Below are 13,356 nucleotides of genomic sequence, written 5' to 3'. Positions count from 1 at the left end.
CCCGCGTGCGAGTGCGAATCGGGACCTGACTCCCAAGTAGCCAAGGGTTGACACCTGGAAGCGCTGAGTGCCTCCGTGAGCCTCTTGGAGCCCCCTTCCGCATATCGGGACCCGGAAGAGACCGGTTGAGGGCGGCACATGCGGACTCAGGTACCGGCAAACCCCCATCAGTGTCAGTGCTACCGGTAGACTGGAAGCCAATCCCGCCCCGAACGTGGGGACCGCCCGGGAAAAGCTGAGCAACGCTGATCAAGGCTTACCAACGCAACATGCCGCAGCCGCTCCGGCAACCCGCCGACGAGCCTGGCTGGTGCTGTGCCAGAAAGGGCGCTTCGTGGCCGATTCCGGCAACCCCAACGAGAACATCCCGTCCACCGACGCCGGCGCGAGCAGCGGGGCGTCCGCCTCGTCGAGCCACGAGGTCACCGCCTCGTACGACGCCAGCGCCATTACCGTCCTCGAGGGCCTGGACGCCGTCCGCAAGCGACCCGGTATGTACATCGGTTCCACCGGTGAGCGCGGTCTGCACCACCTCGTGTACGAGGTCGTCGACAACTCGGTCGACGAGGCGCTGGCCGGTCACGCGGACACCATCGACGTGACGATCCTGGCCGACGGCGGCGTACGGGTCACCGACAACGGCCGTGGCATCCCGGTGGGCATCGTCGCCTCCGAGGGCAAGCCGGCCCTCGAGGTCGTGCTGACCGTGCTGCACGCGGGCGGCAAGTTCGGCGGCGGCGGTTACGCGGTCTCCGGCGGTCTGCACGGCGTCGGCGTGTCCGTCGTCAACGCGCTGTCCAGCAAGGTCGCCGTCGAGGTCAGGACGGACGGCCACCGCTGGACGCAGGACTACAAGATGGGCGTCCCGACGGCGCCGCTGGCCAAGCACGAGGCCATCGAGGACACGGGCACGTCGGTCACGTTCTGGGCCGACGCGGACATCTTCGAGACGACCGAGTACTCCTTCGAGACGCTGTCGCGGCGTTTCCAGGAGATGGCGTTCCTCAACAAGGGCCTGACGATCAGGCTCACCGACGAGCGCGAGTCGGCGAAGGCCACCGCCGGGGCGGACGAGGCGGGTGCGGACGAGAAGGACGAGGTCAAGACCGTCACGTACCACTACGAGGGCGGCATCGTCGACTTCGTGAAGTACCTCAACTCCCGCAAGGGCGAGGCGGTTCACCCGACGGTCATCGACCTGGAGGCGGAGGACAAGGACAAGAGCCTGTCCCTCGAGGTCGCCATGCAGTGGAACAGCGGTTACAGCGAGGGCGTGTACTCCTTCGCCAACATCATCCACACGCATGAGGGCGGTACGCACGAGGAGGGCTTCCGTGCGGCGCTGACGAACCTGGTCAACAAGTACGCGCGCGACAAGAAGCTGCTGCGCGAGAAGGACGACAACCTCACGGGCGACGACATCCGCGAGGGTCTGACGGCGATCATCTCGGTGAAGCTGAGCGAGCCTCAGTTCGAGGGCCAGACCAAGACCAAGCTGGGCAACACGGAGGCCAAGACCTTCGTCCAGAAGGCGGTCTACGAGCACCTCAACGACTGGCTGGACCGTAACCCGGTGGAGGCGGCGGACATCGTCCGCAAGGGCATCCAGGCGGCCACCGCGCGCGTGGCGGCCCGCAAGGCCCGCGACCTGACGCGCCGCAAGGGGCTGCTGGAGTCGGCGTCGCTGCCGGGCAAGCTCTCCGACTGCCAGTCCAACGACCCGACCAAGTGTGAGATCTTCATCGTCGAGGGCGACTCGGCCGGCGGTTCGGCCAAGTCCGGCCGCAACCCGCAGTACCAGGCGATCCTCCCGATCCGCGGCAAGATCCTCAACGTCGAGAAGGCGCGGATCGACAAGATCCTTCAGAACCAGGAGATCCAGGCGCTGATCTCCGCCTTCGGCACCGGCGTGCACGAGGACTTCGACATCGAGAAGCTCCGCTACCACAAGATCATCCTGATGGCGGACGCCGACGTCGACGGTCAGCACATCAGCACCCTGCTGCTGACCTTCCTGTTCCGCTTCATGCGGCCGCTGGTCGAGGCCGGGCACGTGTACCTCTCCCGTCCGCCGCTCTACAAGATCAAGTGGGGCCGGGACGACATCGAGTACGCGTACTCGGACCGCGAGCGCGACGCGCTGATCGAGATGGGCCGCCAGCGCGGCAAGCGGGTGCGCGAGGACTCCATCCAGCGCTTCAAGGGCCTTGGCGAGATGAACGCCGAGGAGCTGCGCGTGACGACGATGGACCAGGAGCACCGCGTCCTCGGCCAGGTCACGCTCGACGACGCGGCGCAGGCCGACGACCTGTTCTCGGTCCTCATGGGCGAGGACGTCGAGGCGCGTCGCGCCTTCATCCAGCGCAACGCCAAGGACGTCCGCTTCCTCGACATCTGAGTCGGTCTCAGCTGACCGCACCAGGAAGGATCCCCACCAGCAATGACCGACGAGAACACTCCCGTCACCCCTGAAGAGGGCGGCGACATCGCCATGCGCATCGAGCCCGTCGGGCTCGAGACGGAGATGCAGCGCTCGTACCTCGACTACGCGATGTCCGTCATCGTCTCGCGCGCCCTGCCGGACGTCCGTGACGGCCTCAAGCCCGTCCACCGCCGCGTGCTGTACGCGATGTACGACGGCGGCTACCGGCCCGAGCGCGGCTTCTACAAGTGCGCCCGCGTCGTCGGCGACGTCATGGGCAACTACCACCCGCACGGCGACAGTTCGATCTACGACGCCCTGGTGCGGCTGGCTCAGCCGTGGTCGATGCGCATGCCGCTCGTGGACTCCAACGGCAACTTCGGCTCGCCGGGCAACGACCCGGCGGCGGCCATGCGCTACACCGAGTGCAAGATGGCGCCGCTGTCGATGGAGATGGTCCGCGACATCGACGAGGAGACCGTCGACTTCACGGACAACTACGACGGCCGCTCCCAGGAGCCGACCGTCCTGCCGGCCCGTTTCCCGAACCTGCTGATCAACGGCTCGGCCGGCATCGCGGTCGGCATGGCGACGAACATCCCCTCGCACAACCTGCGCGAGGTCGCCTCCGGCGCCCAGTGGTACCTGGAGAATCCGGAGGCCTCCCACGAGGAGCTCCTGGACGCGCTGATGGAGCGCATCAAGGGCCCCGACTTCCCGACCGGCGCGCTCGTCGTGGGCCGCAAGGGCATCGAGGAGGCGTACCGCACAGGCCGCGGCTCGATCACCATGCGGGCGGTCGTCGAGGTCGAGGAGATCCAGAACCGCCAGTGCCTGGTGGTCACCGAGCTGCCCTACCAGGTCAACCCGGACAACCTCGCGCAGAAGATCGCCGACCTGGTGAAGGACGGCAAGATCGGCGGCATCGCGGACGTCCGCGACGAGACGTCCTCGCGCACCGGTCAGCGGCTGGTCATCGTCCTCAAGAGGGACGCGGTCGCCAAGGTCGTGCTGAACAACCTGTACAAGCACACGGACCTTCAGACGAACTTCGGCGCGAACATGCTGGCGCTCGTCGACGGCGTTCCGCGCACGCTGTCCCTGGACGCGTTCATCCGCCACTGGGTGACGCACCAGATCGAGGTCATCGTCCGCCGTACGCGCTTCCGGCTGCGCAAGGCCGAGGAGCGGGCGCACATCCTGCGCGGTCTGCTGAAGGCCCTGGACGCCATCGACGAGGTCATCGCGCTGATCCGGCGCAGCGACACCGTCGACATCGCGCGCACGGGCCTCATGGAGCTCCTGGAGATCGACGAGATCCAGGCCAACGCCATCCTCGAGATGCAGCTGCGCCGGCTGGCCGCCCTGGAGCGCCAGAAGATCATCCAGGAGCACGACGAGCTCCAGGCGAAGATCACCGAGTACAACGCGATCCTCGCGTCCCCGGAGCGCCAGCGCGCGATCGTGAGCGCGGAACTGGCGGCGATCGTCGAGAAGTACGGCGACGACCGCAAGACGATGCTGGTGCCCTACGACGGCGACATGTCCATCGAGGACCTCATCGCCGAGGAGGACATCGTCGTCACCGTCACGCGCGGGGGCTACGTCAAGCGCACCAAGACGGACGACTACCGCGCCCAGAAGCGCGGCGGCAAGGGCGTGCGCGGCGCGAAGCTGAAGGAAGACGACATCGTCGACCACTTCTTCGTCTCCACGACGCACCACTGGCTGCTGTTCTTCACCAACAAGGGCCGCGTCTACCGCGCCAAGGCGTACGAACTGCCGGACGCCGGGCGGGACGCGCGCGGGCAGCACGTCGCGAACCTGCTGGCGTTCCAGCCGGACGAGGCGATCGCCGAGATCCTCGCGATCCGCACCTACGAGGTGGCGCCCTACCTGGTCCTGGCCACCAAGGGCGGCTTGGTGAAGAAGACGCCTCTGAAGGATTACGATTCGCCGCGGTCCGGCGGTGTCATCGCCATCAACCTCCGTGAGACGGAGGACGGTTCCGACGACGAACTGATCGGCGCCGAACTCGTCTCGGCCGACGACGATCTGCTTCTGATCAGCAAGAAGGCACAGTCGATCAGGTTCACCGCCACGGACGAAAGTCTGCGGCCCATGGGCCGCGCGACCTCGGGTGTCAAGGGCATGAGCTTCCGCGAGGGAGACCAGCTGCTCTCGATGAATGTTGTTCGACCCGGTACGTTCGTGTTCACTGCCACAGACGGCGGGTACGCGAAGCGGACCGCCGTCGACGAGTACCGCGTCCAGGGTCGCGGCGGCCTCGGCATCAAGGCCGCCAAGATCGTCGAGGACCGTGGCTCCCTCGTCGGCGCGCTGGTGGTCGAGGAGACCGACGAGATCCTCGCCATCACGCTGGGCGGCGGTGTGATTCGTACGCGAGTCAACGAGATCAGGGAGACGGGCCGTGACACCATGGGCGTCCAACTGATCAACCTGGGCAAGCGCGATGCCGTCGTCGGCATCGCACGTAACGCCGAGGCGGGGCGCGAGGCGGAGGAGGTCGACGGCGACATCGCCGCCGACGAGACCGCCGACGGCGTCACGACCGCCGGCACGGACGAGGGTGAGGCGCCCTCGGCCGAGTAGCACGAGGAGTGAGTCATCGTGAGCGGAGCCACGGGCGCCGGTACGTCTGCCGGTACGGACAAGAGCGGCGGCGGCCGTGGCTCCGCCTCGCCCCAGGGGGACGCGCGCAAGACCGACGCGCGGGGCACGGGGGGCGCCGAAGGGCGTGCGGCGGACACCCACACGACCCAGCTGAAGGCCATCAAGGCGCCCGTGGCCGATTCGCCCTCCTCCCCCTCGACCCCGACCGACCCACAAGGCCCGAAGGGCTCCCAGGGGGGAACCGTGACGGACACCAGAGGCCCGCAGGCCAAGCAGCCCGACCCGTCGCCGCTCCCCGGCGAGCGTCAGCCGCAGCAGCCCACCGGTCCCTACCACCCGCCGCAGGCCTACCCGCCCCAGGCGGCCCCGGCCTCGACCGGAGCGGTCAGACGACCGCGGACCGGCGCCCGCACCGCGCCGCGCGTGCGCAAGGCACGCCTGCGCGTGGCCAAGGCCGACCCGTGGTCGGTGATGAAGGTCAGCTTCCTGCTCTCCATCGCCCTCGGCATCTGCACGATCGTCGCGGCCGCCGTGCTGTGGATGGTCATGGACGCGATGGGCGTCTTCTCGACGGTCGGCGGCACGATCTCCGAGGCCACCGGCTCCAACGAGTCGAACGGCTTCGACCTCCAGTCGTTCCTCTCGCTCCCCCACGTGCTGATGTTCACGGCGATCATCGCGGTCATCGACGTCGTCCTCGCGACGGCCCTGGCGACCCTCGGCGCGTTCATCTACAACCTCTCCGCGGGCTTCGTCGGCGGCGTCGAACTGACGCTGGCCGAGGACGAGTGACTCGCCCGTCACGGCGTCCGCGCACCCCCGCGCAGAGCCCCGCGAGTATCGATTTTGGGACTGCCCAGGTCGTGCGCTAATCTTCAGGAGTCAGCGCGCGGGACACACCCCGCACAGCGCGGCGGGGCTATAGCTCAGTTGGTTAGAGCGCATCCCTGATAAGGATGAGGCCACAGGTTCAAATCCTGTTAGCCCCACATACGAGAAGACCCTCGGTCCAGTGGACCGGGGGTCTTTTTGACACCCACGGCTGACACCAACGGCGTCGGAAATCAGCCTCCGGCCAGGCGCGGACGACGGGGGAATCGTGGACTACCGACTCAGCTTCTTCTGCCGGTCCGGGGAAGAGGGGGGCGCCGAGGCGCTTGATCGCACGCTGGACCGGCTGCTGGAGAGCGGTGACGGTCTGTGGGGCGAGTCGTCGGGGCCGTTGGAGGACTCGGTGGCCGCGTTCAGGCTCGGCACGGTCCGCGGTGACGGCCTCGGCCCGGTCGCGGACCTGCTGACGCTGGAAGTGCGTGTCGGCGTGGCCGAGATCGCCGAGTCCGTGATCGCCGCGTCACCCCATGACGAGCGGGGCATCTGGGGATGCGACCTGCTGGTCACCGTCACCCTCGGCGGGAACGACCCGGACTGGGCGCTGCTGCACCGGATATGGATCGCTGTGGTGGGCCTGTGGGCAGCGGTCGCGTGGGACGAGTCCTCCGGATTCGGGGTCGCTGCCGGCGCGATACCGAAGCCTTGACCTCTCGTCCCGGCGCGGCGTCCCGGACATGGCGAAGGCCCGGGTGCTCCTGAGGGAGCTGCCGGGCCTGTCCGTGCGGGCTGCAGGTTCGCCGTTACGTCTGCTTCGGGGTCGGGAAGACGCCCGAGGCTCAGCGCAGGAGGGGGACGGCCGGTTCGGCGGGGTCGGCCGGCTCGGCCGGTTCGCAGGAGGTCGCGGTCTGCTCCGTCTGGTCCGCGTCGGGGAGGCCGCGGTGGCGGCAGCTGGGGGACTTGCCGTGGGCCTCGGCCCGGATGCGCTGCTTCATCGTGGGGGGAAGCGAGCGGGCCTGGGACCAGAGCCAGGGTGAGGCCGCCGCGGGCCGCTCGGGCGTCGGGACGGTGGCCGCGCTCTCGCCGGTGCGTGCCGGCCCGGTCTGCGCCGGCGCCGCCGCTGCGGTCGTCGTGATGAGTCCGAGCGCCGTGCACAGCGCCAGGACGGCGGTGACGACGGCGGTCCACAGTTTCATGACCCGGTTCTCGGTCATGGCCCCTCACTTTCGGGTTGGGCGATTTGCGTACTTTCCTCATGATGTGTATGGACGCCGCGAAGTGGTGGACCGACGCTCGCGGCGTGGCGTTGTTCTGATGAACACCACCCGGATGGCCGCAAGAGGGCGAAAAAGCGGAGGAAGAGGGGCTCTCGTGACGATCCCGGGCGAAAATCACCCTCTGTGGAGGTGTGATCACCCTCCGATCGGAGCGGTGTCCTCCGCTCCTACTGAGCTGCCGAGAGCGGGAGTTGAGGGCGGGACGCAGGTCACCGATCGGTATCGACCGGTGTGTATAGTCGGGCGCCAGAGGTCCCCAACGTCAAGGAAAGACGAGGTCGCGCGGTGAAGAAGCTTCTCCTGGTCGCACTGGCCGCTATCGGCGGGCTCCTCGTGTACCGCCAGATCCAGGCGGATCGCGCCGAGCAGGATCTGTGGACGGAGGCGACCGACTCCGTGCCCACGGGTTCGTGAGTATCGATACCGAAGACTGAGCAGACCCCGGCCGCCCTAGCGGTCGGGGTCTTGTGTTGCACCCGCGTCCGCGCGGGGTTACATGCGGGCTTTTCGGACGCTCGTACGCAATGCGCGGGTGCCGTGGGCGCGGGCGGGGCAGGATGGCCCACGTTCGGTCGAAGGCGAGGGGGCGGAGTCGATGGACCGGCGTGCGGGACGACGGAGCGGGCTGGGCGAGGGAGCCGGCCGGCGGGCCGTCGTACGGATCACGGCCGTGTGCGCGACTCTCTGCGCGGCCGCCGTCGCGCTGCCCGCACCGGCCGCCCTGGCCTCACCCGACGTCCCGTCGTACGCCTTCTCCGAGGACGCCCGCACCGTTGCGGCGGCCACCGGCACCACCGACGCCGCCGGACTCGAACCCGGCGCGACCTACCGCAGCTCTCTCGCCCTCCCCTCCCCGCCGGGCGACGGGAGCGGGAGCGAGAGCCCCGACGGCAGCCAGGGCGAACGGCAGGACGGCAGCGAGGACGGCGGCCAGGGGGACGGGCGGGGACAGGCGGGGGGAGCGGTCGCGAAGGCCTACTTCCGGCTCGAACTCGACGACGTCTCCAACGTCTACGTCGGCGTGACGGCCGTCCCGCGCGCGGGATCGGAACTCGCCGTCGGCGACGGGATCAGCGTCTCCGTGCAGGACGCGGACAGCACCTCCTGCTCCCGCGACTCGGCGATCGTCGGAGCGTCCAAGAGCCCGCACCCGGTCACCGCGTGGGCCGCGCGCGAGCTCCAGCCGGGCCGGGGCGCCTGCCAGAAGGCGGGGACGTACTACGTCGTCGTCGAACGCACCCGCACCAGAGCCGCGGCGAGCACCGGGACCGGTACCGGCACCGGCGCGGGTGTCAGCGCCGGTGAGGAGCCGTGGGAGCTGGAGATCGCGCCCGTCTCCGAACCGGCCCTCACGAAGGCCGCCGCCGCCCGCGTGCCCGACAAGCCCGGGACGTGGGACTCCGCCACGCCCGCGCCGCCCACCGGCGCACCCGCCGCCGTCCGGGGCGGGGCCGGCTTCACCCGGGCGACCGCCGTGCGACCAGGCGTCCTGCGCGACGGGATCGTCCCCGGACAGACCCTCTTCTACAAGGTTCCCGTCGACTGGGGCCAGCGGGTCTCCGCCTCCGTCGACCTCGGCAGCGCCGACGAGGACTCCGGGTACGTGGTCGAGGCCCTCGACATGACGCTCTACAGCCCGGTCCGCGCCGAGGTGAAGGACGTGAGCGTCGGCTACGGCGGCCGTCAGAAGTCGGCGGCGCTCGCGCCCGTGCCACCGGTCGGATACGCCAACCGCCGCGCGTCCGCGAGCGCGACCAAGGCCCTGCGGTTCGCGGGCTCCTACTACCTCGTCGTGCACCTCGCCGCCCAGGTAGGCGAACGCTTCGGTGCGGGCCCCTACGGTCTGACCCTGCGCGTGCGCGTCGACGGCGGCGCACAGCCCGCCCCGGGCTACGCCGGACGCTCCGCGCCGCGCGGATTCTTCGACGTCGGCGCCCGTGACCCCGAGCCGACGGCGGGGCCCGCACCGGCGATCGCCGACGCCTCGGCAGGCGGCGGCTCGGACGGCGACCCCGCCATGACGGCGGTCGCCGTGGGCGGCATCGGCGCGGGAAGCGTGCTGCTGGCGGTGCTCGGGGCCTGGACGCTGGCCGCTCGGCGCAAGGCCGCCGCTCAGATGCGCGTCAACGCCCAGAACCCCACGGCGTAGCAGGCCAGCGCCAGCAGCAGCATCGGCACCGCGACCTTGACGGGCGGCCCCGGCCGCACCGCGCGATGCCCCCGACGACGTCCGCCCGGCACCGGACCCGGCACGACCGGCCCGGCCGACGGGACTGGCGAGGACGGTGAGGACGGCGACGACGGGCCCTGCGCGGTGTAGGAGGCGGTGGAGGAGTCCGGGTGGCGGCCGCTTCGGGAGGGCGGCGCGAACGGCTGTCCCGGCGCGGGGGAGGGCCCCCGGGAGCCGAGCGGGGCCCGGTGCGGCGGCGCCGGGACCTGCGCGGGCGGCGGCGCGTAGGCGGGCGGCCGGGGAACGGGCGTCCGCTCCGACGTGAACGCGGACGCCGGCGTGGGCGTCGGCGTGGGGGAGGACGTTCCCGTCGGCTGCGGTGGGGGCAGGTGGAAGCTTCCGGTGTCCGACATCGAGGGGGGCGCGGCCCGCCGCGGGTCGATCGGCACCGAGTCGGTGCCGGGCCACGCCGAACCGGAGCCGGTACCACCGCCGCCCCTCCCCCCACCGGTACCCGTGCTGGTATCAGGGGTGAAGCGGCCGGCTCCGAATCCGTTGCCCGCGCCCGCGCCGGCCGGAGCGCCCGTGCCGGGCCACGCCGTGCCGGAGGAGAGGGCTCCGCTGCCCCCGGGGGCCGATTCGGGGGCGATCGTTTCCGGCCGCGAGGGCAGGGATCCGGCGTCCGGGCGGGCCGTATCGGCGCCGGAACCGCCCACGGCGCCGGGCGGCACGGGCAGCGAGCCCGTGCCGCGCGCGGAACGCAGGGGCCCTTCGGGGCCGAACCCCGCGGGAAGAGGCCCCAGTTGGTCGAAGATCTCGATCGTCTCGTCGTCCGGGCCCGGCTCCGGCAGCAGCTCCACGGCGGCCGCGAGCGCCTTGCGCGCCCCCGTGGCCGAGCGGAAACGTGCCTGCGGATCCGGCTGGAGCAGGGTGGCGACCACCTGCCAGAGCGGCTCGGGGACGGTCTTGGGAGCGCTCGGCGTCCCGTGCTCCGCGAAGTACTGCACGAGCGCCTTGGCGTCGGGCCTCGCGCCCTCCAGCAGATACAGCGCCACCAGGCCGACGGCGAACAGGTCGGCGGGGAAGTCCGGATCCGCGCCGAGCATCTGCTCGGGCGCCAGGTAACCGGGCGTGCCCACCACGAGGTTGGTGTCCGTCAGACGCGGTTCGCCCAGCCGCATCGCGATGCCGAAGTCGGACAGCCGCAGACGCGGCCGGCCCGTTCCGGTGGCCTCCAGCAGGATGTTGGCCGGTTTGATGTCACGGTGCACGACGCCTTCGGCATGCACCGCAGTGAGACCGGCCAGCAACTGGTCGAGCAGTGTGCACACGAACACCGGGGGCAGCGGCCCGTAGTCGTTGACGAGGTGGACCAGCGAACCCCCCGCCACCAGGTCCATCGTGAACAGGACCTTGTCGTCGTCCGCGGCCCAGCTGGCGGGGGCGAGCACATGGGGATGGTCGATCCGCAGCGCCTGCTCGCGCACGAAACGCAGCAGCGCGTGCGCGTCGCTCTGCTGGAGCACCTTGGCGGCCACGTAACGGCGCCGGCGGTGGTCCCAGGCGCGCCAGACCGCGCCGACCCCGCCCCGGCCGATCGGATCGGCCAGTTCGTACCGTGCGGCGAAGACCTCACCCATGGCAGTGCGTCGCTCCTCCCCCTCGGTCCCCCCGGGGCTCAACAGGTCCCAGGTCTCTTCGTCCCGGGTCTCCCGGTCTCCCGGGCCCCCGGTCGCGGAGGTGTCCTCTTCTGCCACTTCCCCCGTGCGGAGCGCTACGACCCTCCGCGGCGAGCCGACTGCACGACCCCCCGTGCGCTCGCTGTCGTTCCGTGCGGTTCCGTGCGGTTCCGCGCCGTGCCGTTCGTTCCGTTCCCTGCGGCCGTGCCGCGTCGCAGCAGTCCCCCGACTGCTCCGACTCCCTCCGGCCGCCTCGGTCTTCCGAGGTCGCCATCGGTCCCCCGACCACTGGCCGGCCACCCGTCCGCCCGACTGCCGAACCCCCTTCGGCGACCGGGCCGAGGGCTCAGTTCTGGTGGGACTGGTAGTGCGCCACCGCGTCGGACGTCCGGCCCGCGCCGTACACCCGGAGGAACTCTGCCAGTTCCGGGTGGGTCGGGGCGAGGGTGTCGGCCGCTTCGATGATGTCGCCCGCGGCGGCCACCGAGCGCAGCAGCGACTGGATCTCGCGGACCACCCGCTTGACCGTGGGCGCCCCCGAACTGTTCGTCGTGTGTGTGGTGTTGCTGAGCACCGAACCCCCCTGGGACCGCTTGATCTCGTCCATGCGCTCGGTCGCCTCGGCCGCGCTGACGCTGCCGTCCGCGACCTGCGCCGCCAACTCCTGCAGCAGTTGCACCCGCTGCACCACGGCCGGATTGCCGATCTTCGCCCGCTGACCGCTCATCAGCTGCGACAGCATCGGCGCCGACAGTCCCAGCACCCCCGCGAGACGAGCCTGGTTGAGACCAAGATCGTCGATGAGCTTACGGAAGAGCGCCCCCAGCGGCTCCCCGTACCAGTTCCGCTGCAGTTCCCGCGCTCTCGCGGTCGCTTCCTGCTGTGCGGCGTCCATTGCGTCTCCCCATCGCTTCCCCAGAAACGCGGTTCGCTGTAGCGAACCGCGTTTCTGCATCCTACGGAGAGTGGTCATCCGCGGGGACCCCCCATCTTTTTGCGAGATACCCCGGGTGACCCGGTACTCTGGTCTGCGGCGCCCGCCGGTACGAGATCCACACCGGCCGGACGTCCGTCGCGGGGCCTTAGCTCAGTTGGTAGAGCGCTGTCTTTGCATGGCAGATGTCAGGGGTTCGACTCCCCTAGGCTCCACACGAAGAAGACCCCTCCTACCTGCGCAAATGCAGGTAGGAGGGGTCTTCGGCGTGACAGGGGCGGGGTGCGGGGACCGCGTCGCCGTCCGTGCCGCGTGGTGCCCGGCGCCGGCCGGTCAGGCGCGGTCGTCGCGATGCGCGGCCTCCTCCTCGGCCTGCTTGGCCTGCACCTCGGGGTCCAGGACGGCGGGTTCGTCGCTGCCGTCCACGGCGGTCAGACCGCCTGAGGCGGGAACCTCCGTGGCCGCGGGCGGCTCGACCAGCCAGTCCGGGTTGGCCTGCTTGTCCCACCACTTCCAGGCCGCGAAGGCACCGCCCGCGACCAGGCCGATCAGGGCCACGGACTTGGCGACCTTGCCCGCCTTGGCGCGACGCCGGTGCTTGCGCACCAGCTTCTCGATCTCCTTCGGCGTCACCTGACCGCGCAGTGCGGCCAGCGCGGCGGCGCCGCGGGCGGCGGCCTCCTCCTTCACGGGTCCGGCCGCGGCGACCGCCTGTTCGATCCGCGGTCGGGAGTACTCGGCGGCCTGCCGCGCGGCCAGGCGGGTCCGTGCGGCCGCCTCGTGTGCGGCCAGATCGACCTTCGGCGGGACATGGGTCTTCGCTTGCTCCAGGCGCGGGGCGACGTGGGCGTCATACTGCACGCGGGCCTGTTCGGCGGCCTGCGACACCTTGGGCGCGAGCCGTACGCGGGCCTCATGCGCGTAAAGCGCGGCCCGCTCCTTGGCCGTGTCGGCGTAGGGCGCCACCACTTCCGCGGCGTGCAGCACGCTGTCCTTCGCCGAGCCGGTCGCGGCGCGCACGCTGTCGATGCGGGTCACGTGTTCCTCCTCCTCGGTGGCGTACGGTATTTCGACTTTCCACCCTTTTACGGATCATGCCTGCCGACGGCCTTCTCGGCATGTGTGGACGGGCATCCGGGTGCCGGAAACGAGCCATCGTGGGCACATCGCGGGCGGATCGTCGGTGGATGCCATCCCATAGTGGATCTGTTCGGGTCAAATTCCTGGGAATGCCGACAGAGCGTCGGTGAAACGACAAAGCCGACGATGCCACGAATCGGCCCCGACCGCTCCCGTCCCGGACGACCCGGACGCAATTGCGTGCCCGATCCGTCGGTTCCGGTCCCGGAACGAGCCGTCAGGCGCCGCCCGTCTCCAGCCGTGCGAGGATCGGGGCGTCACAGGAACAACGG

General features: G+C 70.5%; 10 protein-coding genes and 2 tRNA genes. 8 read left to right on the top strand and 4 right to left on the bottom strand.

From position 1 onward, the window contains the following. Positions 1 to 310 precede the first annotated feature (310 nt). From gyrB to ACGFSH_RS12970, 5 genes are all read left to right on the top strand, one after another. Positions 311 to 2,398 carry a DNA topoisomerase (ATP-hydrolyzing) subunit B gene (gyrB, locus tag ACGFSH_RS12990; protein ID WP_393347747.1) on the top strand — a complete coding sequence of 696 codons (2,088 nt, stop codon included), beginning with the start codon at positions 311 to 313 and terminating at the stop codon, positions 2,396 to 2,398. A 42-nt stretch (positions 2,399 to 2,440) separates the two neighbouring features. After that, positions 2,441 to 5,035, top strand: a complete 2,595-nt coding sequence (gene gyrA / locus ACGFSH_RS12985) for a DNA gyrase subunit A (RefSeq protein WP_393347745.1) — start codon at positions 2,441 to 2,443, stop codon at positions 5,033 to 5,035. An 18-nt stretch (positions 5,036 to 5,053) separates the two neighbouring features. Beyond that, positions 5,054 to 5,848 carry a DUF3566 domain-containing protein gene (locus ACGFSH_RS12980; protein ID WP_393347743.1) on the top strand — a complete coding sequence of 265 codons (795 nt, stop codon included), beginning with the start codon at positions 5,054 to 5,056 and terminating at the stop codon, positions 5,846 to 5,848. 123 nt (positions 5,849 to 5,971) lie between these two features. Further along, positions 5,972 to 6,045: transfer RNA gene (locus tag ACGFSH_RS12975), tRNA-Ile, on the top strand. 110 nt (positions 6,046 to 6,155) lie between these two features. Then, positions 6,156 to 6,593, top strand: coding sequence for a hypothetical protein (locus ACGFSH_RS12970; RefSeq protein WP_393347742.1), 438 nt, complete (start codon positions 6,156 to 6,158; stop codon positions 6,591 to 6,593). A gap of 130 nt (positions 6,594 to 6,723) precedes the next feature. Here the strand turns inward: ACGFSH_RS12970 and ACGFSH_RS12965 are convergent, their stop codons facing one another. Then, the gene (locus tag ACGFSH_RS12965; RefSeq protein ID WP_393347740.1) at positions 6,724 to 7,098 is read right to left on the bottom strand and encodes a DUF6344 domain-containing protein; all 375 of its coding nucleotides are present in this window, start codon (positions 7,096 to 7,098) and stop codon (positions 6,724 to 6,726) included. A 348-nt stretch (positions 7,099 to 7,446) separates the two neighbouring features. On the opposite strand from ACGFSH_RS12965, the gene ACGFSH_RS12960 reads away from it, so the two are divergent. Then, on the top strand, positions 7,447 to 7,575 hold the full coding sequence (locus ACGFSH_RS12960; protein WP_003999697.1) for a DLW-39 family protein: 129 nt from the start codon (positions 7,447 to 7,449) through the stop codon (positions 7,573 to 7,575). 256 nt (positions 7,576 to 7,831) lie between these two features. Further along, positions 7,832 to 9,310, top strand: a complete 1,479-nt coding sequence (locus tag ACGFSH_RS12955; protein ID WP_393347738.1) for a hypothetical protein — start codon at positions 7,832 to 7,834, stop codon at positions 9,308 to 9,310. On the opposite strand, the gene ACGFSH_RS12950 is transcribed toward ACGFSH_RS12955, so the two are convergent. Together ACGFSH_RS12950 and ACGFSH_RS12945 are read right to left on the bottom strand one after the other, a co-directional pair. Then, positions 9,274 to 10,971 carry a serine/threonine-protein kinase gene (locus tag ACGFSH_RS12950; RefSeq protein ID WP_393347736.1) on the bottom strand — a complete coding sequence of 566 codons (1,698 nt, stop codon included), beginning with the start codon at positions 10,969 to 10,971 and terminating at the stop codon, positions 9,274 to 9,276. The two genes, ACGFSH_RS12955 and ACGFSH_RS12950, sit on opposite strands and share 37 nt — an antisense overlap. Before the next feature lie 385 nt (positions 10,972 to 11,356). After that, positions 11,357 to 11,905: a DNA-binding protein gene (locus ACGFSH_RS12945; protein ID WP_190148176.1), complete on the bottom strand. Its 549-nt coding sequence runs from the start codon at positions 11,903 to 11,905 to the stop codon at positions 11,357 to 11,359. Between the two features lie 181 nt (positions 11,906 to 12,086). Here ACGFSH_RS12945 and ACGFSH_RS12940 point away from each other — a divergent pair. After that, positions 12,087 to 12,159, top strand: a tRNA-Ala gene (locus tag ACGFSH_RS12940). Between the two features lie 118 nt (positions 12,160 to 12,277). Here the strand turns inward: ACGFSH_RS12940 and ACGFSH_RS12935 are convergent. Next, positions 12,278 to 12,982 carry a DUF5324 family protein gene (locus ACGFSH_RS12935; RefSeq protein ID WP_393347734.1) on the bottom strand — a complete coding sequence of 235 codons (705 nt, stop codon included), beginning with the start codon at positions 12,980 to 12,982 and terminating at the stop codon, positions 12,278 to 12,280. Positions 12,983 to 13,356: the final 374 nt, after the last annotated feature.

Origin of the sequence: Streptomyces sp. NPDC048481, from assembly GCF_043200075.1 — a bacterium.
Classification (GTDB): Bacteria; Actinomycetota; Actinomycetes; order Streptomycetales; family Streptomycetaceae; genus Streptomyces.
This window is presented reverse-complemented; position numbering and strand designations above follow the sequence as displayed.